Source organism: Micromonospora sp. NPDC003197, assembly GCF_053590565.1.
Genome location: NZ_JBSFTE010000011.1, coordinates 140400 through 162083 on the forward strand (window position 1 = coordinate 140400; position 21684 = coordinate 162083).

Consider the following 21684-nt stretch of genomic DNA (forward strand, 5'->3'; position numbering starts at 1 on the left):
CGTTGATCATGAGGTTATCGCCCCGCCCCGTCCGGGGCCACTACAACTTCATGATCAACGGGGAGGGTGGGGGCGGCGAGGATGGGCTCCGGGGCGGTGTAGAGGCGGGCCACCACGTCCTCGATGTCCGGCTCGACGATGGCGATGTCCCGCAGTGTGGCCAGCCCGGACAGGCGGGCCACCACCTCACCGGCCGTCACCGACTCGCAGGCGAACGCCAGCCGCCGACCCTCGGCCTCGGTACGGTGCAGCGGCGCCCCGGGCAGCACCGGCGGCTCCGGCAACGGCTCGTCCAGGTCGACCACGACCAGCCGATGTGAGCCGTACCGCGCGTGCAGCGCCTCGATGCTGCCGTCATGCACCACCCGACCGTGGTCGATCACCACCAGCCGCTGGCACAGCCGCTCGATGTCGGCCAGGTCGTGTGTGGTCAGCACCAGTGTGGTGTCCCCGGTACGGCCCAGCTCGGCGAGGAACTCGCGTACCGCCCGCTTGCTCATCACGTCCAACCCGATCGTCGGCTCGTCGAGGAAGAGCACCTCGGGGCCGTGCAACAGCGCGGCGGCCAGCTCGCCGCGCATCCGCTGCCCGAGCGAGAGCTGCCGGACCGGTACGTCCAGGAATTCGTCCAGGTCCAGCAACGACCGGCAGCGGCGCAGCCGGGCCGCATGGTCGGCGGCCGGCACCCGGTAGATGTGCCGCAGCAGGTCGAACGAGTCCCGAAGTGGCAGGTCCCACCAGAGCTGCGACCGCTGTCCGAAGACCACCCCGATCCGCATCGCCAGCCGGGTCCGCTGCGCCACCGGCCGCAGGCCGCAGACCCGCGCCTCGCCAGCCGAGGGCATCAGCACCCCGGTCAGCATCTTCAGAGTGGTCGACTTACCGGCCCCGTTGGGGCCGATGTAGCCCAGCATCTCGCCCCGGGCCACTGTCAGGTCGACCCCGTCGACCGCCGAGACCACCCGCTTCTCCCGGCGCAGCCGGCCGGCCCGTACCCGTACCGTGAAGTCCTTGCGCAGTCCGCGCGCCTCGATGATGTTCATGATCCGGTGCTCCGATAGTGCCTGATGCCGATCCGCCACGCGATGGCTGCGGCGGTGGCGGCGATGACGGCGGCGGCCGGCGAGACCCACCCCACCCAGTCCGGCAGACCAAGCGGGTCGGCCCGGCCGAGCAGCGCCAGCGCCGGGTAGTAGCTGACAAAGGCGAGCCCCAGACCGTACGCGAAAACTGTTCGAAACCATCCGCTGTAGACGGTGATCGGGTACGACGTGAAGTCGCGTCCCCCGTAGGTGAAGGCGCTGCCGACCTCACCGGACTCGATCCACCAGAACGCCACGGTGGCGGCGGCGACGAAGATCGAACCGAAGAAGACCACCCCGGCCAGCGGGGCCACCACCACCAGCGCCACCCGCCCCGGGGTCCACTCGATTCCGGCATGGGCCAGCGCCGCGACCAGCACCGCCAAGCCGAACAGCGACCGGGAAACCTTGCGGACCGGCACGTCCATCAGCAGCAGTTGGGGCAGTGCCCCGAGCGGCCGGACCAGTACCGCGTCCAGCAGGCCGGTGCGGACGTACTGCCGGATCCGTTCGATGTTGCCGACGGTCAGGTCGGCGGTGGCGAAGGCGAACGCCGACAGACCGACCATGACCGTCGTCTCGCGTAGGTCGAACCCGCCCAGGGTGCCGGTCACCCGGAACAGCACCAGTACGGCCAGCACGTCCAGCGCGACGACACCAACGTTGCTGACCAGGTCGATCACGAACGACGTGCGGTAGGACGCCTGCGAGCGGGTCTGGGCACGGAGCAGGGCCAGATAGGGCCGGGCGCGCGGCGTCGCCAGGTCAGCCACCCTGCACCACCAACCGTCGTTCCGCCCGGCGCTGGACCAGCCAGCAGGCGACCAGGATCAGCCCGGCCCAGACCAGCTGTACGGCCACCATGCCCAACTGGACACTCGCAGCGTCCCGCTCCACCAGCACGTCGAGCGGGGTCTGCAACAGACTCGGGAACGGTGTGGCCAACCACAGCGGCACATAGCCCCATTCCGGCAGGAAGCGCAGCGGGAAGTAAAGGCCGGCGAGCACCCCCGAGGAGAGCGTCCAGAACATCATCGGACCACGGATGTCGTACAGCCAGTAGGCGGTCAAATTGACCAGGTAGCGACAACCGAAGCAGATCACCAGGGCCAGGGCCAGGGAGAGCACGAACAGCGGCCCGGTGTACCAGCGCTGCGGCAGGTAGACGTCAAAGAAGACAAACCCGACCAGGACCGGCGGCACGAAGCGGGTCAGTAGGGCGTACCCGGCCCGGCCCAGGTCCGCCGCCAGATAGTTGACCACCGGATGTACCGGGCGCAGCAGGTCACTGACCACCTCGCCGGTACGAATCTTGTCAGCCAGCTCGGTCCAGCCCCAGAGCAGGATGACGGCCAGCATTCCCTGCCCGACCCAGACGAAGGTGGCCAACTGGGCTCGGGTGTAGCCCGCAGCAAGGCCGCTGGCGCCACTCGCCACGGCGAGCAGGACGTAACACTTGAGAAAGCCGAAGACGGTATTGGTAAAGGCGCCCGCAATCGTTGCTTGACGGTAAGTAGAGTAGCGACGGTAACCTGATCCGGTTATCGCCGCAAATGTCCAAAACCGCGCGATAACGTTTCTATTCAGGGACAATCCCACAGTGGCGGCAGGCGAGCCCACGCCGTTACCCTCCTTCCACAACCACGCTGCACAGAACCGGGTGACTCTACCCGGGGCCGCCGACTGTCCAGCGAGATTTTTCAACGAGGTGACACCGCCGTGAGCGAGCCACGCGAGCCGTTCTCCCGGCCGCACCGCGCGCCCCGGCCCGGGGGCGGCTCATGACCGACCGGTACGCCGACCTCTGGCGCGATCCCGCCGAACCGTCCTGGGTGGTTCAGCCGACCGCCGAATGGCACGCACAGTTCCCCGGGCAGCGCTATCCGGGCGACATCGGACCGCAGCGGACACCCCGGCGACGTACCCCGACCGCCTCCGGCCGGGCCGAAGTTCACCCGCCGCAGAACCGCCCCACCTCCCCGGCCGGGGCGTACCCGCTTGAGGATCGCCCCACCTCCCCCGCCGGGGCGTACCCGCCTCGACCGTCACACCGATCCGGACAGGATGGTCGCTCGCCGCAGGATGGACAGTGGTCGCCAGCGGCTGGCCGAACCGGCTCGGGCGCCCCTGGCCGCCCTGGCGGCTCAGGTAGGGAGCAGCGGGAATCCGAGTCACGGCGAGACTCCTGGGACCGCGAGCCCGGCCGCACGTACGGCTCCCGCCCGGACCGGGAAACGCACCGCGGGCGGGAGACCTACGGCGAACGGGAGACGTACCGCGAGCGGGAGACGTACCGCGAGCGGGAACCGCGACCCGACCACGACGCGTACCGGGGCCGGGAACGGGAATGGGAACGGGAACGTTGGGAGCACGGGGCGGCGCAGCCGGACCGCCATGATCGCCCCTCGACCGGGCGTACCTACGGCTCGGGCGTCGACCGTCCCTCCGGTTGGCTGCCGGACACGCCACCAGAAGCGACCCAGCCGCTGCCCCACGAGCGGCACCGGCATCCGACCGAGGAACGGGTGGTTCCGCCGAGCCGACGGGACCTGGGTGAGGCGAGGCGGCCAGCCGGTGCAAACTGGACCGACGGTTGGGACGAGCCATCCCCTCGCGGCACGCACGAGTACGACGATTCGAGGCGGCCCCGAGAAACGGAGGCCCGAGCCGGCCGGCCGGCGCCGCGCGACTGGCCCAGCCAGCCCGAACAGGGCTTCCTCCCGCCGGTCGAGCCACGGTCACGTCAGGCCCAGCCACCGCCGTATCCGGTCTCGGCACCGCCGGGTCCCATCTCCGCGCCGCCGTATCCGGTTTCGGCACCGCCGGGCCCCGTCGTCTCCGCACCGCCAAGTCCTATCTCCGCGCCGCCGCATCCGGTTTCGGCACCGCCGGGCCCCGTCGTCTCGGCACCGCCACACGCCGCCTCGACGCCGCCGCGTCCCGCCCAGGCACCAGACGCCGACTCCAGCTGGTTGACGCCCCACCGGCCGGCCCCGGACCAGATGCCGCCCGTCGGACGTCCACCGACCGCCGTGCCCCCCGCCGAGGACGAGGTACCGGCTCCGTCCGGCTGGTTGACTCCGGCCGCCCGGCCGACCCGACCGCCGGTCATCGAGTCGGGCTCGGAGCCAGGGCCGGAGCCGACGCGTCAGTCAGGGGAGCCAGCGCGTCAGCCGAAGGTGGAGTCGCGGGCCGAGCCAACCGAACGGCCGCGTACACCACTCGGTGACGAATCCGGGAAGAAGCCACGTCAGCCCATCCCACCCCCACCGGTTACCGGGCTACGCCTGGAGTTCCTGCCCGCATCGCCACCCTCCGCCGGGAACCGGGCCGCACCGGCCGCACCAGATACCCCGGCATCGGCCCCGTCGGCCGACAAGCCGGTCATCGACCTCGCTCGGGTCGATGAGCCTGCCGAGTCGATTACGGTCTCCGCATCACTCACCGAGACCACAGCCGACTCCGTACCTTCGACCGAAGATGTGGCACCGCTCACGGCACCGACCGGTGCCACATCGGGTGCCGCACTGGTCGACGACGACTCGACCGCGTCGACCGGCGACGTGCCCAGCGCGGAGCCGGCCGTGGCGGAGACGACCATCGCACGAGCCGGCATCGCAGACCCCGAGACCGCGGAGCCGGAGTCCGAACCAGAGGCTGAGTCCGAGCCAAGTTCGGCGTCCGAGCCGGAGCCGGAACTGGTGTCCCTGGACGAGGACGAGGACCGGCCTACCGTCCCCGTCGACGGACACGCCGGGTCCGATCGGGGCAGCGTGGATGAGAACATCGCCGCTCAGGACGACGCGACCGGGACGGACCTTCCGGCTAGCACCCCACCGTCTGAGGAATCGTCAGCCGAGGACCCCGTTGGTGAGGAGTCACCAGCCGAGGACCCATCGGCCGAGGAACCGTTGATGGCTTCGCCCGTACCCGATCCGGTCCTGGCCGACGCGTCACCGGCTGACGCCGTACCTGATGAAGCTGACGCCGTACCCGATGAAACGGTGCCCACCGACGCGCCGGCCGACGACGACGCGACGCCGGTTTCCGCTCCGCCCGGCGTCTGCCCGCCGGGGTCACCGGTCGCCGAGGCGAGCCCGGACACCGTGCTACCCGGCCCGGATGGGCCGGCCGCCGGGGCGGCCACCGCGCTCCGAGCGCCGACGATGCTCACCCCCATCGTGCAGGTGGACAAGCCGGAGGAGCCCGAACCGACCCCGGCAGCACCGGCCGCACCCGCACCGCCGGCTGCCGACCCGGAACAGGTGCTCGCGTCGTACGAGTGGCGGTTCCACCATGAGACCCTGCGTGAGCTGGTCGAGGACCCGGAGGAGCTACGGGCCATCCGCGACCGGCTGACCGAGAAGATCGAACCGGCAACCGACAACCGGGCCCGGGCCCGGCTGCTGAGCCTGCGCGCGGTCGTCTCCCGGATCCTCGGTGACCTGGGCAAGGCGCTCGCCGACGGCAAACTCGCCCTGGCGCACGCCGAGGCCACCGGTGAGCTACGCCGCATCGCCATCGCGCAGGCCCGGCTGGCGCACGTACACCAATGGCGGGGCGACTTCTCCGAGGCGGACCGGTTGTTCGAGGAGGCCAACTCCTCGGAGCTGCCCGACCGGCTGCGCGCCACGATGCACGAACACGCCGGCCGATCCTGCTACGACCAGGGTCGCTACATCGAGGCGTGCAACCACTTCGAGCGGGCGTTGGAGCTGCGTAAGGTCGAGGACCCGGACCTGATCGCACGTACCGAACTTGCCCTGGACGCGGTCTTCGAGAAGGTGGCCAAGAACGGCTGGGGTCCGTATCCCCGCCACCGGGACGAGATCCTTCAGGTACACCGCCCACCGGTGCCGGCCTTCAGCGAGAAGGTCCAACGCTGGGGGTACGACCAGCCGGACGGCGAGCTGGCGATCGCCCCGAGCTACGCGGACGTACAGCCGTTCCACGACGGCGTGGCCTGGGTACGTCGACCCGAGGCGCAGACCTGGGAACTCATCGACGAGTCGGGCGAGACGGTCATCGACGAGTCGGCCGGCTACCTCGGGGTCGGTTCCTACTCGGACGGTCTGGCCTGGGTCTCCACCAATGGCGCGAGCGCCTGGATCGCCATCGACAAGACCAACACGGTGGTGGTCCCGACCGGCTACGACGACGTACGCCCGTTCCGCCGTGGGGTCGCCGCAGTCCGCCGGGATGGTGGTTGGGGTGCGGTCGACAAGGCGGGGCGGGTCGTGCTGCCCACCCGCTACTCGGGCTTCCACACCGCGCTGACCGATGGCCGCTACCTGGACGGGTTCACCGACGAGGGCTTGGCCATCGTGGCAGCGGGTGGGCACAAGGCAGTGGTGGACCGGTCCGGTCTGGTGATCGTGCCACCCGCACATCCGGCGCTGGTGATCCACCCGGTCGCCTTCCTGGTCGGCGACAACACCGGTCGTTGGGGGGCACTCGACCGACACGGCGAGCCGTTGATCGATGTGACGCATCCCAGCCGGACCGACGTGATGGAGGAGATCGACCGGCTCCTCGCCGACACCAAACCGGTGCTCTGACCCGGGGGCGGCAACGGTCGCCGCCCTCGGGGGCAGCCGAGCATCCGGCGGTTCGCCGCCCTCGGGGGCAGCCCAGCATCCGGCGGTTCGCCGCCCTCGGGGGCGACCTTTGGTCAGGTTAGGGTCAGGACATGGAATTCCGTCACCTAGGCCGTTCCGGCCTGCTGGTCAGTGAGATCTCGTACGGCAACTGGATCACCCACGGTTCGCAGGTCGAGGAGGACGCCGCCGTGTCCTGCGTCCGGGCCGCCCTGGACGTTGGCATCACCACCTTCGACACCGCCGACGTCTATGCCGGCACCCGCGCGGAGGAGGTGCTCGGCCGGGCGTTGCAGGGCGAGCGGCGGGAGGGCCTGGAGATCTTCACCAAGGTCTACTTCCCGACCGGTCCCGGCCGTAACGACCGGGGCCTGTCCCGTAAGCACATCATGGAGTCGATCAACGGCTCGCTACGTCGCCTGCAGACCGACTACGTCGACCTCTACCAGGCCCACCGGTTCGACTACGCCACCCCGCTGGAGGAGACGATGGAGGCGTTCGCCGACATCGTGCACTCCGGCAAGGCGCACTACATCGGCGTCTCCGAGTGGCGGGCCGAGCAGATCCGGGAGGCGTACGAGCTGGCCCGGCAGCTGAAGATCCAGCTCGTCTCGAACCAGCCGCAGTACTCGATGCTGTGGCGGGTCATCGAGGCCGAGGTGGTGCCGACCAGCGAGGAACTGGGGCTCGGACAGATCGTCTGGTCGCCGATGGCCCAGGGTGTGCTGACCGGCAAATACCTGCCGGGGCAGCCGCCGCCGGCCGGTTCCCGGGCCACCGACGAGAAGTCCGGTGCCAGCTTCATCAAGCAGTGGCTGACCGACGAGGTGCTCTCCACCGTGCAGCGGCTCAAGCCGCTGGCCGAGCAGGCCGGGCTGACCATGGCCCAGCTGGCCATCGCCTGGGTGCTGCAGAACCCGAACGTCTCCTCGGCGATCATTGGGGCGACCCGGCCCGAGCAGGTCCACGACAACGTCAAGGCCGCCGGTGTGAAGCTCGACGCGGCGCTACTCAAGGCGATCGACGAGATCGTCGATCCGATCACCGAACGGGACCCGGCCAAGACCCAGAGCCCAGCCGGCCGCCCGTAAGCTCCACCCCCGCCGGCCGCCCCGGGTATCCACAGGACATCAGGCGGCCGGCGGGCCAGGGTGTCCGTGGGGTGCCAGGCAGCCGGCGGGCCGGATCAGCCCTGCCAGAAGCGGATCAGCCGCAGCCCTTCGGCGTAGAGCCAGGCGGGCAACCCGAGCAGATCACCGACGGCGAAGACGGCGTCGAAGAACCAGCCGCCGATCCTCGGGTTCCAGAGCAGGGCGAAGAGCAGGATGAAACCGTACGGGGCCATCAGGTCGTAGCCACGCCGCCACTGCGGCGACAGCCACGGTTGGATGATGTTGCCCCCGTCCAGGCCGGGCACCGGCAGCAGGTTGAGCACGCTCGCGGTCAGCTGGAGGAAGGCGAGCAGCGCCAGCCCGGCCCAGAACTCCTGATGCGCGTCCACGTCGGTGGCGAGCACCAACGGCACCACCAGCACCAGGGCGAAGACGACGTTGGTCGCCGGCCCGGCGAGGCTGACCAGGCTGTGCCGCAGCCGCCCGGGAATCTGGTGCCGATCGACCCAGACCGCCCCGCCCGGCAGGCCGATGCCGCCCAGCAGCACGATCACCACGGGGAAGACGATCGACAACAACGGGTGGCTGTACTTCAGCGGGTTCAGCGTCAGGTAGCCCCGATGCGCCACTGCCCGGTCGCCGGCCCGGAATGCCACCACGGCGTGGGCGTACTCGTGCAGGCAGAGCGACACCAGCCAGCCGGAGACGACGAAGAGGAAGACGTCGAGCCGGACGTTGCCGAAGCCGTTCCAGGCCATCACCCCGCTGGTCGCGAAGAGCGCGACCAGCGCCAGGAAGATCGGGCTGGGCCGGAATGCCTGCCGGGGCACACCGAGGATCAGATCCTCCCCGCCCGGGCGGTCGATCCCCATCCCGGTCACTCGGCTGCGGGCAGCAGGCTCATCCGGTATTCCTCGCGGTCGTCCTCGATCAGGACGACCGAGGCGACACCGGTGGACGCCAACTGCCGCCAGCTCTGGCCGATCCAGGACTCGGCGTCGGCCTGGCTGCCGAACGTGTCGGTCGGCCCCTCCACCGGGCCGCCGTCCGTGCCCTCGTACCGCCAGCTCCACGGCATGTTGCGTCTCCCCTCGCCGGAGTCCCGTCGATCAACCCTCGCCAGCCTAGTCGGCGCGGCGCTCCGGCGACCCGTACCGTCCGGCTGCCGATGCCCCCGGACCCGGGTGGCTCCGACGGGCCGAGCGGGGACACCCTCGGGCCGAAAACCCGTACTGTTGGCTCTAAGGTACGAGCATGTCCGTTGACGGGTGGAACACCATTCTCGTGCTCGGCGGGATCCGGTCCGGTAAGTCGGAATACGCGGAGTCGCTGATCGGCGATGCGCCGAGTGTCCGGTACGTCGCCACATCGGTCGACGCCGGCCCCGACGATCCGGACTGGGCGGCTCGGATCAAGCATCACCGGACCAGACGACCGGGGACCTGGACCACCGAGGAAATCGGGGCCGACCCGCACCGGCTCGCCGAGGTGATCGCCACCGCGAAGATGGACGAGACGCTGCTCGTCGACGATCTCGGTGGCTGGGTGACCGCCCTGCTGGATCCGGCCCGACAGCCGGCCGACGACCTCGCCACGATCGACGAACTGGCCACCGCGATCCGCGGCTGCGCGGCGCAGCTGGTGCTGGTCAGCCCCGAGGTCGGGCTCTCCCTGGTGCCCACGACCCCGGTGGGCCGGGCCTTCGCCGACGCGCTCGGTGCCACCAACCAGGCCGTCGCCGATGCCTGTGACTCGGTGGTCCTGGTGGTGGCCGGCCAACCGTCCCGGCTGAAGCCGGAGATCACAGCCGTCGGCAGCACCCCGACACCCGTGACGTTGCCGGCGCAGGCCGCCCCGACCCGGATCCGGCCGACCCAGCCGTCGCCGGACGTACTCACCCCGAACATCCCGGACCGATTCGCCCAGACGGCGGCACCCACCGGGAAGCTCCTGCCCACCCCGGCACCGGCCGACACCGACGTGGTGATCGAGCCCGGGATGGACCTCCCCCTGCCCGACGAGGACGCCCGCGCCCAGGCGCTCGACCGGATCGCCGCCCTCGACGTACCGGGGGCGGGGTTGGGCGACCTCGAACGGGTGGTCGGCTTCGCCGCCGCCACCCAGGGCAACGCCACGCCCACCCCGTGGCAGTCGGTACGCGTACTGCTGCTGCACGGCGACCACGAGGGCGGGGCCGCCGCCGGCTCCATCCCCGGCGAGTCGGCCCGGCAGGCCGCCCAGGCCCGGGCCGGCATCGGCCCGCTGGCCCGGCAGGCCGCCGAGGTCGGCGCGACCCTACAGGTCGTGGACGCCCCGTCTGCCGCCCCGATCGAAGCGGGGCCGGCGCTGTCCGCCGAGGCCGTCGAGGCCGCCCTGCGGTACGGCTGGCAGCTCGCCGACGAGGCGGTGGACGCCGGCGTACAACTGATCGTGCTGGCCGCCTGCGGTGCGGGCAGCGAGACCGCCGCCAGCGCGGTCCTGGCCGCCAACGTCGGCGCGGAGCCGGTGGCGGTGCTCGGCCGGGTAATCATCCCCGGCCAGCAGATCGACGACACGGCCTGGATGATCCGCTGCGGTACCGTCCGCGACGCTATGCACCGCAGCCGCACCATCGGGCGAAGCGCCAAGGGGATACTCGCCGAGCTGGGCGGGGGCGACATCGCGATCGCCACCGGCGTGCTGCTCGGTGCCACCGCCCGACGGACACCAGTGCTGCTCGACGGCCCGGTCGGCCTGGCCGCTGGTCTGATCAGCCGGGACCTCGCCGGGCAGGCCCGACACTGGTGCCTGCTGCCGGACCACGGCCGGCGGCCCGGGGTCAAGCTCGCCGCCGAGGTGCTCGGCCTGGAACCGCTGCTCGATCTGCGGCTCGATCTCGGCGAGGGGGCCACCTCGCTGGCCACCCTGCCGCTGCTGCGCTCGGCGATCGCCCTGGCCGGTGCGCTCACCACCCATCCCCTGCTCGGCGGTACGGACCCCGGACTGGACGGGTCGCCCGAAAACAAGCCAGAAACCGAGAACGAGCCGGAAACCGAGACCGGTGCCGGCGACCGCGAGGGCGGCGAGGACAGCGGCGAGGAGTTCGTCGAACCGGAGCCGGCCGGGCCGGGACCGGCAACGCCCGAGCCGGTGACGCCCGAGCCGGTGACGCCCGCACCCGCATCGCCGACAAACGACAACGCCACCGCGTCGGCCTCGCCCGGGACCGACAACGCCGCCGCACCACGCGGTGCCTGACGGCCGACTCACGGCCGGGCTCCGGCTGGCGCTCACCACCTTCACGATCCTGCCGCTGCGCGCGGGTCGGGTGGACCGCCCGGTCGCGGCGGTGGCCATGGCCCTGGCCCCGCTGGTCGGGGTGGCGCTCGGGATACCGCTCGCCGCGCTCCTGATCGGCACGGCAGCCGCCGGACCGACACTGGTCGCCGGTACGGTCACCGTCGCGGCCGGAGCGCTGCTCACCCGAGGTCTACACCTGGACGGGCTGGCCGACACGGTCGACGCGCTCGGCTCCTACCGCTCCGGACCGGGCGCGCTGGAGATCATGAAGAAGCCGGACGTCGGCCCGTTCGGGGTGGCCGCGATCGTGCTCGTCCTGCTGATCCAGGCCGGGTCGCTGGCCGCGCTACCCGACCGGCCGTGGCCGGCGATCGTCGCCGGGGTGGTCGCGGCCACCGCCGCCGGCCGGCTGGCGGTGAGCTGGGCCTGCCGTCGAGGCGTACCGGCGGCCCGCCCGGAAGGGCTCGGCGCGCTGGTCGCCGGCACGGTCGGCTGGCCCACCCTGGTGGTGGCCACGGCCGCCGTCGCCGCGCTGGCCGTACCCGCCGTGCCGGGCCGCCCGTGGCAGGGGCCGCTCACCGTCATCGCCGCCATCGCCGTCGAGCTGCTGGTCCTGCGGCACGTCGTACGACGGCTCGGCGGCGTCACCGGGGACGTGCTGGGCGCGTCTGTCGAGATCACCGCCACGCTGGTCTACCTCGGTCTCGTCCTGACCGGCTGACCACACGCCGCGTCGCGAGTAGCGTTCGCCACGACAACACCAACACCCTCCTTCGGGGACACAACATGCTCATCACGGACGACTTCCTGCCCGTCCCGGTCCCGGAGACGCTGAGCGCGACCTATCTCGTGCCCACCTCGACCGTGCCTGGGACCAGCCCGGCCCAAGCTGTCGCAGCGCTGGCCGGGCGGCTCTCCGGCCCGGTTTACGACCTCGCCCGGCAGATGCTCGACAGCCCACTGATGACGGTCGACACCCGACCCGTGTCGGAGTTCCCCCGCCTTCCGCCCGACCTGCTCACCGCCTTCGGTGCCACCAAGGAGCAGCTCGGCCGGTTGGCGGCGGCCACCGACCTCGTGGTCGTCCAGGCCACCTACCGACCCGGGTGGCCACCGGCCCACGAGTGGGCCGCCCGTACGGTCGCCGCGGCGATGGCCGAGGTCATCGGCGGTGACCTGGTGGACGTCTTCGGCCTACAGTTCCTCGACCCGGCCGCCGCGCTGCGCTCGCTGCCCGACGACGAGGGCCGGATGCGGCTGGTCGACTGGGTGTTGGTGCCCTACTCCTCGGACGAGGAGGGGCTCTGGTTCACCACCAAGGGGCTGCGCCGGTTCGGGCTGCTGGAGTTGCAGGCCCAGGGGGTGCCAGCCCATCTCACCCGAGCCTGGGGCGCAGTGATGACCGGTACCGCCCGACGGCTGCTGCGTACCTGGGTGGACGGGTTGACCGACGAGGAGGTTCCCGCCTTCGTCCAGTTGCCCGTGCTGACCGCCGTCACCGGACATGACATCGCGGTGGCCTACGGCAATCCGGAGCGGCACGACGCGACCGGACCGGCCCTGCTGCGCCTGGAACTCGACCCGGCCACCGATCCGGAGGCCGACTCGTTCCTGAGCCTGCGCCCGCCCAGCGGCCACGACGGACCAGCAGGTCGGTACTTCGCCGCGGTCTGCGCGACCGTCTTCGCCGCCGCACAGTCGGACGTACGCTACGCCCGGCCCGGGGATGCGATGGCTCGGGCGGTTGCCACCGCCCGCAGCGGCCTGTCCAAGATCCGGGAACGTTTCCTCGACGGTGGGCTACCAGCCGAGGCGCAACTGGTGGTCAAGTACGGGCTGCCCACCGAGGAGGGGCCCGAGTTCGTCTGGGCTGGGGTGACCGACTGGTCGACCGAGGATCGAATCCACGGAGTCAGTGCCAGCGACGCCGCCGCCGACCCGACGATACGGATCGGCGAACCGGTCGTCATCGACGCCTGCGACGTGGTCGACTGGGCGCTGCTCGACGGCACCGGGGTGGTGGAGGGTGGCTGGACCCAGGCCGTGCTGGACGGTGGCAACCACCCCTGACCCATCCCGGCCGGCGGGCTGCCGCGGACCGGGACGCGATCGCTGGGACGGTTACTTGACCGAGGGCTGGACGAAGGGCGGGCGGACCACCCGCATCGGGTAGCGCCGGCCGCGTACGTCGACCTCGACCGGCGAGTCGACGCCGAGTTCGGCTGCCCGGTCCAGCAGCGCCAGGGCGATACCGGTCTTGCGGGTCGGCGAGAAGGTGCCGCTGGTCACCTGGCCGACGACCTGGTCACCGACGTACACGCTCATGCCGGGGCGTGGGATGCCCCGCTCCACCGCCACCAGGCCCCACAGGGTGCGCGTGGCCCCGGCCGCCTTCTCGGCGAGCAGCGCCTCGCGTCCCCAGAACGCCGGCTTGTCCCAGCCGACCGCCCAGCCGGACCGGGCCTGCACCGGGGTGATCTCCAGCGACAGGTCCTGCCCGTGCAGCGGGTAGCCCATCTCGGTGCGCAGCGTGTCCCGGGCACCCAGCCCGCAGGCCCGGATGCCGTACGGCTCGCCGGCGGCGAAGAGCGCGTCCCAGACCGCGGTCGCCGCACCGGCCGGTACGACCAGCTCGTAGCCGTGCTCGCCGGTGTAGCCGGTGCGGCACACCACCAGCTCGGTGCCGTCGAACGCGGCGGTGGAGAAGCTCATGTACGGGTGCCCGGTGGGCAGTTTCAACGCGTCCAGCACTTCGGCCGAGCGCGGCCCCTGCACCGCCAGTACGGCGTACTCCTCATGCTCGTTGGTGACGGTGACCGACGACGGTGCCGCCGCCCGCAGTCGGCGCACCACCTCGGCGGTGTTCGCCGCGTTCGGGATGAGGAAGACGTGGTCGTCGGCGTACCGGTAGGCGATGATGTCGTCGACGACGCCGCCGGTGGCGTCGTCGCAGCAGAGCGTGTACTGCGCCTGCCCCGGGCCGATCCGGTCCAGGTCGTTGCTGAGGCAGGAGTTGACGAAGTCGGCCGCCCCGGCTCCGGTCACCTTGGCCTTGCCCAGGTGGGAGACGTCGAAGACACCAACCGCCGAGCGGACTGCGGTGTGCTCGGCCAGCACTCCGCCGCCGGCGTACTCCAGAGGCATCTCCCAGCCCCCGAAGGGGGCAAACTTGGCGCCCAGTTCCGCGTGCCGCTCGTGCAGCGGGGAGCGGAGCGGCGCGGCGGTGGGAGCGGCGGCGGTCACGTCGGTCATGGGTGGCAACTTACCGGGGGTTCACCACCTGGTTAGCATCGGCGGGATCCCCCGACTGGCAGTCGGCGGGACAGCCCAGCGTCCGGCGGGTAGGTTGCGCCGGAGAACATCATCGCCGGACCGCTCAGAACGCGGCCGGCCAGGCCCGCCGGAGACGCCGAGTGACATCGCCCAGCACCACCCTCAGCTTGGTCGACACGGACCCAGCCGAACTTTCCGTCGACGCGATCGTGATCGGCGTGCACAGCCGGACCGGTGCTGCGGACGGCTCTGATTCTGGCCCCGCCGGGTTCGCCAGCACGCTGCTACTCGCCACCGGAGCGGAGAGCATCGCCGCCGCCTTCGACGGCCGGCTGACCGAGACCCTGGCCATGCTCGGCGCGACCGGCTCCCCGGGCGAGGTGGTCAAGCTCGCCACCCTGGGTACGGTCACCGCCCCGCTGGTTGCAGCCGTCGGGCTCGGGCCCGAGCCGACCGGTGCCGCGCCGGCACCGGAGACGCTGCGCCGGGCCGCTGCCGCCGCGATCCGGGCGCTGGCCGGCTCCGACCAGGTGGCGCTGACCCTGCCGGTGCCGGACGACGCCGACGCTCCGGCGGCGCTGCGCGCGGTCGGCGAGGGCGCGCTGCTGGGCGGCTACCGGTTCGCCGGCTACAAGACCAAGTCGCAGCCCACCCGCCGTCCGCCGGTGACCTCGGTGGCGGTGCACGTGCCGGATGCCGGAGACCAGGCGGCCCAGGCCGAGATCGCCCGCGCCCAGGTGGTGGCCCGGGCCGTACTGCTCACCCGGGACTGGGTCAACACCGCCCCCAACGAGCTACGGCCGCCGTCGTTCGCCGACGCGGTCGCGGAGACGGCTCGCGCGGCGGGTCTGACCGTCGAGGTCCTCGACGAGGCGGCGCTGGCCGCTGGCGGTTACGGGGGCATCCTCGCCGTCGGGTTGGGCTCGGACGCCCCGCCCCGGCTGGTGAAGCTGTCGTACGAGCCGACGGCGAAGGTTGCCGACGGCTCCGGGGCCAACAGTGGGGCCGGCGTCAAGCGGGTCGCGCTGGTCGGCAAGGGCATCACGTTCGACACCGGTGGTGTGTCGATCAAGCCGGCGCAGGGCATGTGGGAGATGAAGTCGGACATGGCGGGCGCCGCCGCCGTCGCCGCGACCATGCTGGCGATCGCCGAACTCAAGCCAGCCGTGGCCGTACACGCCTACCTGCCGATGGCCGAGAACATGGTCTCCGGCACCGCGTACCGCCCGGGTGATGTGGTCACCATGTTCAACGGCAAGCGGGTCGAGGTGCTCAACACCGACGCCGAGGGCCGGATGATCCTGGGTGACGCGATGGCCCGGGCCTGCGCCGACGGGTGCGACTACCTGATCGAGACCTCCACTCTGACCGGCGGCCAGGTGGTGGCGCTGGGCAAGCGCATCGCCGGGGTGATGGGCACCGAGGAGCTGATCGAGCGGGTGAAGGTCGCCGGTGACGCGGTCGGCGAGCCGACCTGGCCGATGCCGCTGCCGGAGGATGTGCGCAAGGGCATGGACTCGGACGTGGCCGACATCTCCCAGGTGAACGCCGGGATGGACCGGGCCGGACACATGCTCCAGGGTGGCGTGTTCCTGCGCGAGTTCGTCGCCGAGGGGGTGTCCTGGGCGCACATCGACATCGCCGGCCCCAGCTACCACTCCGGCGAGCCGACCGGTTACTGGACCAAGGGCGGCACCGGCGTGCCGGTGCGTACCCTGCTCGCACTGGTGGACGACATCGCCGCCAACGCCTGATGTTAGGAAGGGCCCCTTCCTAACGCTTTTTGCATAGGAAGGGGCCCTTCCTAACATCCATGCTCAGCTTGGGCGGCGCTTGCGGCGCTCGTTGAAGTCCCGCATGCGTTGCGGGTAGCCCACCAGCCGCACGTCGTAGATCGGCATGGCGAGTCGATGGGCGAACCGTCGGGCGGCGTCCGGCCCGTCGATCCGCCGCCGGGTCCACTCCCCGTCGTGGGCGATCAGCATCACTGTGGTCTCGGTCACGGCAGTACGGGGCTCGATGAAGGCTTCCACCCCTCGCCGAGACCTGACGAACTGCTCAAGGTGGTCTAGATCGGCGCGATTTGCTGGCCGATCTCCCGCTGCGGCGCCTGCCTTCTTGCGTCGTCGGAACCAGGCCACCCGATCTTCTCCTCCCCGTCGTCCGTGCCGATTGTCGTGGCGTGACTGCGGCAAGCGTACGTCTCGCTGACGTGTCCTTGGGCACCTCGTGGCGCGGCAATACGGTGCAAGTGACAAGATGACCGAGGCGAGTATGCCCCTACCCCGGCATGACCCTCGTTAGCAGCGACGCGACCTGGGAGATAACTGTGAGCGAGCCGAACGGCGCAACCTTCGACGTCGTAATCCTCGGCGGTGGCAGCGGCGGATACGCGACCGCGCTGCGAGCCGTGCAGCTCGGCCTGTCGGTCGCGCTGATCGAGAAGGGCAAACTCGGCGGCACCTGCCTGCACAACGGCTGCATCCCGACCAAGGCGCTCCTGCACGCTGCGGAGATCGCCGACCAGACCCGCGAGTCCGAGCAGTTCGGTGTCAAGACGGAACTCGTCGGCATCGACATGGCGGGGGTCAACTCCTACAAGGACGGCGTGATCGCCCGGCTCTACAAGGGCCTCCAGGGCATGATCAAGGGCGCCAAGATCACCGTGGTGGAGGGTGCCGGCACTCTGGTCGCCCCGAACACCGTCGAGGTGGATGGCAAGCGCTACACCGGCCGCAACGTCGTACTGGCCACCGGCTCCTACTCCCGTAGCCTGCCGGGCCTGGAGATCGACGGCGAGCGGGTCATCACCAGCGACCACGCCCTCACGCTCGACCGGGTGCCGGCTTCGGCGATCGTGCTCGGCGGCGGGGTCATCGGCGTCGAGTTCGCCAGCGTCTGGCGGTCCTTCGGTGCGGACGTCACCATCGTCGAGGCGCTGCCCCGCCTGATCGCGGCCGAGGACGAGGAGTCGTCCAAAGCACTGGAGCGGGCGTTCCGCAAGCGCAAGATCGGCTTCAAGACCGGCAAGCCGTTCGAGAAGGTCGAGCGCACCGAGACCGGTGTCAAGGTCACCATCGCCGGTGGCGAGACCCTGGAGGCCGAGCTGCTGCTGGTCGCGGTCGGCCGGGGCCCGAACACCGCCAACCTCGGCTATGAGGAGCAGGGCGTCAAGATGGACCGCGGCTTCGTCCTGACCGACGAGCGGCTGCGGACCAACGTGCCCAACGTCTTCGCCGTCGGCGACATCGTGCCCGGCCTGCAGCTGGCCCACCGTGGCTTCCAGCAGGGCATCTTCGTGGCCGAGGAGATCGCCGGTCTGAACCCGACCGTCATCGACGAGCTGGGCATCCCCCGGGTCACCTACTCCGACCCGGAGGTCGCCTCCGTCGGGCTCACCGAGGCCAAGGCCAAGGAGCAGTACGGCGCGGACAAGGTCAAGTCCTACAACTACAACCTCGGCGGCAACGGCAAGAGCCAGATCCTCAAGACCGCGGGCTTCGTCAAGCTGGTCCGGGTCGAGGAGGGTCCCGTGGTCGGCATCCACATGGTGGGTGCGCGCGTCGGCGAGCTGGTTTCCGAGGCTCAGCTCATCTACAACTGGGAGGCCTACCCGGCCGAGGTGGCGCAGCTCGTACACGCCCACCCCACCCAGGGCGAGGCGCTTGGCGAAGCGCACCTGGCCCTGGCCGGTAAGCCGCTGCACGCACACGCCTGAGCCCAATCTATCCGCGTCGTCCGATCGACCGGTCGGACGACGGGTAAGGCCACGAAGGAGTCTTGAAACATGCCGGTATCGGTCACCATGCCCCGGCTGGGCGAGAGCGTCACCGAGGGTACCGTCACGCGCTGGCTGAAGCAGGAGGGCGACCGGGTCGAGGTCGACGAGCCGCTGCTCGAGGTCTCGACCGACAAGGTCGACACCGAGATCCCGTCCCCGGCGGCTGGCGTGCTGAGCCGGATCGTGGTGGGCGAGGACGAGACCGCCGAGGTCGGCAGCGAGCTGGCCGTCATCGCCGGTGAGGGCGAGGCCGCCGAGGAGAAGCCGGCCGCGCCGGCCGCCGAGGAGAAGCCCGCCACGCCCGCTGCCGAGGAGAAGCCCGCCGCCGAAGAGCCGGCGGCACAGCCCGCTGCGCCGAAGCAGGAGCCGGCGGCGGCATCCGCCGAGGCCGCCGGGGGCGAGCAAACCGTCGTCAAGATGCCCGCGCTGGGCGAGAGCGTCACCGAGGGTACGGTGACCCGCTGGCTCAAGGAGGTCGGCGACACCGTCGAGGTCGACGAGCCGCTGCTCGAGGTCTCGACCGACAAGGTCGACACCGAGATCCCGTCCCCGGCGGCGGGCACGCTGCTGGAGATCAAGGTCGCGCAGGACGACACCGCCGAGGTGGGTGCCGCGCTGGCCGTGATCGGAGCTGCGGGGGCCGCCCCGGCCGCTCAGCCGGCCCAGCCGGCCGCGCCGCAGGCGGAGGCTCCCAAGGCCGAAGCCCCGAAGCCGGCAGCACCGGCACCGGCCGCTCCGGCCAAGGCAGAGGCGAAGCCCAGCACCGCTGGCGCGAACTACGCCGCCCCGGCCCCGGCAACCGAGAAGTCCGGTCAGCCGACCCGTACCGAGCAGGCCGAGCAGCCGGCCGCCGCCAGGGCCGCCGCTCCCGCCGTGGCCCCGGCCACCGGTGAGGATGCTGCCGGCTACGTCACCCCGCTGGTCCGCAAGCTCGCCAGTGAGCACGGCGTCGACCTGTCGACGGTCAACGGCACCGGTGTCGGCGGTCGGATCCGCAAGCAGGACGTGCTGGACGCGGCAGAGCGGGCCAAGGCCGCTGCTGCCAAGCCGGCCGCTCCGGCTGCCCCGGCCACCGCCAAGGAGCCGGCGGCCAAGCCGCAGCCGAGCCCGATGCGGGGCCGTACGGAGAAGCTGCCCCGGATCCGCGCCGTCATCGCCAAGCGGATGCAGGAATCGCTGCACGAGACGGCACAGCTGACCACCGTCATCGAGGTGGACGTCACCAAGGTGGCGCAGCTGCGGGCGCGGGCCAAGGACGCCTTCCTCCAGCGGCACGGCGTGAAGCTGTCGTTCATGCCGTTCTTCGCGCTGGCGGCGATCGAGGCGCTGCAGACGTACCCGGTGGTCAACGCCCGGATGGACCTCGACGCCGGGACGATCACCTACCCGGAGGCGGAGCACCTGGGCATCGCGGTCGACACCGACCGAGGGCTGATGGTGCCGGTCATCCACAACTCGGGTGACCTCAACCTCGCCGGGCTGGCCCGGCGGATCGCCGACCTGGCCGAGCGGACCCGGACCAACAAGATCAGCCCGGACGAGATCGCAGGTGCGACGTTCACGCTGACCAACACGGGCAGCCGGGGTGCCCTGTTCGACACCCCGATCGTCCCTGCCCCGCAGTCGGCGATGCTCGGCACCGGCGCGGTGGTCAAGCGCCCAGTGGTGATCACCGACCCCGAGTTGGGTGAGGTCATCGTGCCGCGCTCGATGGTCTACCTGGCCCTGTCGTACGACCACCGACTCATCGACGGTGCCGACGCGGCCCGCTTCCTGAGCGCCATCAAGGAGCGGCTGGAGGGCGGCAACTTCGAGGCGGAGTTGGGCCTGGCCTGATCCACCCCGTACGCCGAGGGGGCGCACGGTCCGCGGACCGTGCGCCCTCCCTTGTTTTCTCGGATGTCCCTGCTGTGCCTGCGCCGCTTCCCAGTCCCAGTCCCAGTCCTAGCCTTTGCCAGGGACGGCGGCCGGGGTGCTGCGGATCCCAGCGGCGAACCGGAACAGATCCGGCTCCGAAACCGTGATGTTCGACGGCAACTGGATGGTGATTGCCCGCTGGTCAGGCTGTTGGACCGAGAGAATGGTGTAGCCGGACTCCTGGTAGAGCACACCCCGCTGCTGCCCTACCTGCACGGTACGGCCGGCCGCCGTCGGTAACTCCTCGTCGAAGAGGACCACCAGTTTGAACTTGAAGCCGGTATCCGGCGGCACGTTGGCAAGCCGAAACGTGATCATCGACGGTGCGACATTGTCGACCGTCAGGTTGGCCGACAGGTACTCGAAGGTGAACGGCGAGACGACCGGCATCACGCGGGAAGTCATGCCTTCCACGTACCCGAGCAGATCGTCGATGGTGACCGCGGCAGAGCCCTGGACGGTGATCCACTGGGTCGCTCCTTCCTGCCACCACATCGTCCACTCCCCCTCCGCGCCAGGTGGCGGAGAGACGTAGTTGACCGTCCGCCCACGCGCCTTGAATATCTGGGCTGCGCCCCCCGGACCTCTCGGCTCGACGGCACCGGCCGATACGGTCGCCCACTGCACACCGCCCTCTGGGCCGTCATATCTGATCGTGGGTACGCCCTCGACGAGTTGCACCGTCGGCTGCAACCCGGGCAACTCACGGGTCGGGGTGAACGGGAAGGCGTCGACCATCAGCGGACCCGGCTGCAGAACCAACGCTACCGACGCGCCCGGCGACGGTACGCCCGATGACGACGATGACGATGACGGCTCGACGGGGGCGACGGGGGCGACGGGGGCGACGGGGGCGACGGGGGCGACGGCCGGCTCGTACACCACGGCATGGTCCGGCCCATCGGTCCACCGCTGCACGCCTACGACCAGCACACAGAGCGCCATGGTCAGGCCGGCGGCGAGCGCCGTCATCTGCCGTCGCTGCCGTTGGCGAGTCCGTACCTGGAGACGGCTCAGAAGCTGGCCGCTGGATGGCGCCTCGTCGGCATGCCGGGCCAGCGACTGCTGGAGAAGTTGTTCGAGATCACTCATGACGGACTCCCATGACCGCCGGTTGCGTCGCCAGCGCGGCGCGCAGCTTCGCCAATGCCTTGAACGCGTGGACCCGTACCGTCGCCTTGGCGCAGCCGAGCAACACGGCGATCTCGGCGTCGGAAAGATCCTCGTAATAGCGCAGCACGACAACGGCCCGTTGGGCGCGCGGCAGTTGCCGCAGTAGCAGCCACATCGCGTCCCGTTCCACGACGGCATCAGCTGGCTGCTCGGCTCCTGGCCGATCGGGCAGTTCGGCGTACGACAGCTCGGTGCTCGATCGGCGTCTACGCCAGGACAGATAGAGGTGCAAGATCGCCTTGCGCACGTACGGCTCGGGGTTGTCGGTGCGCTCCACCGTGGACCATCTCCGGTGGGACCGCAGCAGGGCCTCCTGCACCAGATCCTCGGCGAGGTACCCGTCGCCGGTGAGCAGGTACGCGAACCGGAGCAGGGCTCGGCCACGCGCCACCACGAACTCCTCAAAGTTGGCCTGCATCCCCATCCTTCGCCACGGCTACCGAACGGTAGACATGCTGGCCGGGGTTCCC

Annotated in this window: 17 protein-coding genes; 8 read left to right on the plus strand and 9 right to left on the minus strand. The window is 70.9% G+C overall.

Annotation, left to right across the window (positions count from 1 at the left end):
- Window positions 1–14 precede the first annotated feature (14 nt).
- Genes ACWDV4_RS14860 through ACWDV4_RS14870 form a run of 3 tightly spaced genes read right to left on the minus strand, consistent with a single transcriptional unit; the run spans window position 15 to window position 2519 of the window.
- The gene (locus ACWDV4_RS14860) at window positions 15–1043 is read right to left on the minus strand and encodes an ABC transporter ATP-binding protein (protein ID WP_449978545.1); all 1029 of its coding nucleotides are present in this window, start codon (window positions 1041–1043) and stop codon (window positions 15–17) included.
- On the minus strand, window positions 1040–1855 hold the full coding sequence (locus ACWDV4_RS14865; protein ID WP_449978548.1) for an ABC transporter permease: 816 nt from the start codon (window positions 1853–1855) through the stop codon (window positions 1040–1042). Before ACWDV4_RS14865 ends, ACWDV4_RS14860 begins: the two co-directional genes overlap by 4 nt.
- Complete coding sequence (locus ACWDV4_RS14870) at window positions 1848–2519, minus strand: ABC transporter permease (protein ID WP_449978551.1); 672 nt, start codon at window positions 2517–2519, stop codon at window positions 1848–1850. The genes ACWDV4_RS14865 and ACWDV4_RS14870 overlap by 8 nt, the downstream gene beginning before the upstream one ends.
- A 344-nt stretch (window positions 2520–2863) precedes the next feature.
- Here ACWDV4_RS14870 and ACWDV4_RS14875 point away from each other — a divergent pair, with 344 nt between their 5' ends.
- Window positions 2864–6640 (plus strand): WG repeat-containing protein, encoded by a 3777-nt coding sequence (locus ACWDV4_RS14875; protein WP_449978553.1) that lies wholly within the window; start codon window positions 2864–2866, stop codon window positions 6638–6640.
- Between the two features lie 131 nt (window positions 6641–6771).
- On the plus strand, window positions 6772–7770 hold the full coding sequence (locus ACWDV4_RS14880) for an aldo/keto reductase family protein (RefSeq protein ID WP_449978555.1): 999 nt from the start codon (window positions 6772–6774) through the stop codon (window positions 7768–7770).
- 95 nt (window positions 7771–7865) lie between these two features.
- Here ACWDV4_RS14880 and ACWDV4_RS14885 read toward each other — a convergent pair whose 3' ends face one another.
- On the minus strand, window positions 7866–8663 hold the full coding sequence (locus ACWDV4_RS14885) for a site-2 protease family protein (RefSeq protein WP_449978558.1): 798 nt from the start codon (window positions 8661–8663) through the stop codon (window positions 7866–7868).
- Between the two features lie 5 nt (window positions 8664–8668).
- On the minus strand, window positions 8669–8869 hold the full coding sequence (locus ACWDV4_RS14890) for a hypothetical protein (protein ID WP_449978560.1): 201 nt from the start codon (window positions 8867–8869) through the stop codon (window positions 8669–8671).
- Between the two features lie 176 nt (window positions 8870–9045).
- Here ACWDV4_RS14890 and ACWDV4_RS14895 point away from each other — a divergent pair, with 176 nt between their 5' ends.
- From ACWDV4_RS14895 to ACWDV4_RS14905, 3 genes are all read left to right on the plus strand, one after another.
- Window positions 9046–11028 carry a bifunctional adenosylcobinamide kinase/adenosylcobinamide-phosphate guanylyltransferase gene (locus ACWDV4_RS14895; protein ID WP_449978563.1) on the plus strand — a complete coding sequence of 661 codons (1983 nt, stop codon included), beginning with the start codon at window positions 9046–9048 and terminating at the stop codon, window positions 11026–11028.
- Window positions 11021–11791 carry an adenosylcobinamide-GDP ribazoletransferase gene (locus ACWDV4_RS14900; protein WP_449978566.1) on the plus strand — a complete coding sequence of 257 codons (771 nt, stop codon included), beginning with the start codon at window positions 11021–11023 and terminating at the stop codon, window positions 11789–11791. The genes ACWDV4_RS14895 and ACWDV4_RS14900 overlap by 8 nt, the downstream gene beginning before the upstream one ends.
- A gap of 65 nt (window positions 11792–11856) precedes the next feature.
- Window positions 11857–13140, plus strand: coding sequence for a DUF2314 domain-containing protein (locus tag ACWDV4_RS14905; protein ID WP_449978568.1), 1284 nt, complete (start codon window positions 11857–11859; stop codon window positions 13138–13140).
- 51 nt (window positions 13141–13191) lie between these two features.
- Here the strand turns inward: ACWDV4_RS14905 and gcvT are convergent, their stop codons facing one another.
- Window positions 13192–14322, minus strand: a complete 1131-nt coding sequence (gene gcvT / locus ACWDV4_RS14910; protein ID WP_449978570.1) for a glycine cleavage system aminomethyltransferase GcvT — start codon at window positions 14320–14322, stop codon at window positions 13192–13194.
- 161 nt (window positions 14323–14483) lie between these two features.
- On the opposite strand from gcvT, the gene ACWDV4_RS14915 reads away from it, so the two are divergent.
- A complete protein-coding gene (locus tag ACWDV4_RS14915; RefSeq protein ID WP_449978573.1) occupies window positions 14484–16097 on the plus strand; it encodes a leucyl aminopeptidase in 1614 nt (537 codons plus the stop codon).
- Window positions 16098–16160: 63 nt separating this feature from the next.
- On the opposite strand, the gene ACWDV4_RS14920 is transcribed toward ACWDV4_RS14915, so the two are convergent.
- On the minus strand, window positions 16161–16484 hold the full coding sequence (locus tag ACWDV4_RS14920; protein WP_449978576.1) for a hypothetical protein: 324 nt from the start codon (window positions 16482–16484) through the stop codon (window positions 16161–16163).
- A 149-nt stretch (window positions 16485–16633) separates the two neighbouring features.
- Here ACWDV4_RS14920 and lpdA point away from each other — a divergent pair, with 149 nt between their 5' ends.
- Together lpdA and sucB are read left to right on the plus strand one after the other, a co-directional pair.
- Window positions 16634–18061, plus strand: coding sequence for a dihydrolipoyl dehydrogenase (gene lpdA / locus ACWDV4_RS14925; protein ID WP_449978578.1), 1428 nt, complete (start codon window positions 16634–16636; stop codon window positions 18059–18061).
- 69 nt (window positions 18062–18130) lie between these two features.
- Window positions 18131–19960 (plus strand): 2-oxoglutarate dehydrogenase, E2 component, dihydrolipoamide succinyltransferase, encoded by a 1830-nt coding sequence (sucB, locus tag ACWDV4_RS14930; protein ID WP_449978581.1) that lies wholly within the window; start codon window positions 18131–18133, stop codon window positions 19958–19960.
- A 108-nt stretch (window positions 19961–20068) separates the two neighbouring features.
- On the opposite strand, the gene ACWDV4_RS14935 is transcribed toward sucB, so the two are convergent.
- Window positions 20069–21133, minus strand: coding sequence for a hypothetical protein (locus ACWDV4_RS14935; protein ID WP_449978584.1), 1065 nt, complete (start codon window positions 21131–21133; stop codon window positions 20069–20071).
- Window positions 21126–21632 (minus strand): SigE family RNA polymerase sigma factor, encoded by a 507-nt coding sequence (locus ACWDV4_RS14940; protein ID WP_449978586.1) that lies wholly within the window; start codon window positions 21630–21632, stop codon window positions 21126–21128. The genes ACWDV4_RS14935 and ACWDV4_RS14940 overlap by 8 nt, the downstream gene beginning before the upstream one ends.
- Window positions 21633–21684 lie beyond the last annotated feature (52 nt).

What these genes read in the sequence shown, in the direction of transcription:
- ACWDV4_RS14895 (WP_449978563.1), top strand. Translation starts at nt 9,046, where the DNA reads ATGTCCGTTGACGGGTGGAACACCATTCTCGTGCTCGGCGGGATCCGG.
- ACWDV4_RS14890 (WP_449978560.1), bottom strand. Translation starts at nt 8,869, where the DNA reads ATGCCGTGGAGCTGGCGGTACGAGGGCACGGACGGCGGCCCGGTGGAG.
- ACWDV4_RS14875 (WP_449978553.1), top strand. Translation starts at nt 2,864, where the DNA reads ATGACCGACCGGTACGCCGACCTCTGGCGCGATCCCGCCGAACCGTCC.
- sucB (WP_449978581.1), top strand. Translation starts at nt 18,131, where the DNA reads ATGCCGGTATCGGTCACCATGCCCCGGCTGGGCGAGAGCGTCACCGAG.
- ACWDV4_RS14880 (WP_449978555.1), top strand. Translation starts at nt 6,772, where the DNA reads ATGGAATTCCGTCACCTAGGCCGTTCCGGCCTGCTGGTCAGTGAGATC.
- lpdA (WP_449978578.1), top strand. Translation starts at nt 16,634, where the DNA reads ATGACCCTCGTTAGCAGCGACGCGACCTGGGAGATAACTGTGAGCGAG.
- ACWDV4_RS14905 (WP_449978568.1), top strand. Translation starts at nt 11,857, where the DNA reads ATGCTCATCACGGACGACTTCCTGCCCGTCCCGGTCCCGGAGACGCTG.
- ACWDV4_RS14940 (WP_449978586.1), bottom strand. Translation starts at nt 21,632, where the DNA reads ATGCAGGCCAACTTTGAGGAGTTCGTGGTGGCGCGTGGCCGAGCCCTG.
- ACWDV4_RS14885 (WP_449978558.1), bottom strand. Translation starts at nt 8,663, where the DNA reads ATGGGGATCGACCGCCCGGGCGGGGAGGATCTGATCCTCGGTGTGCCC.
- ACWDV4_RS14860 (WP_449978545.1), bottom strand. Translation starts at nt 1,043, where the DNA reads ATGAACATCATCGAGGCGCGCGGACTGCGCAAGGACTTCACGGTACGG.
- ACWDV4_RS14935 (WP_449978584.1), bottom strand. Translation starts at nt 21,133, where the DNA reads ATGAGTGATCTCGAACAACTTCTCCAGCAGTCGCTGGCCCGGCATGCC.
- gcvT (WP_449978570.1), bottom strand. Translation starts at nt 14,322, where the DNA reads ATGACCGACGTGACCGCCGCCGCTCCCACCGCCGCGCCGCTCCGCTCC.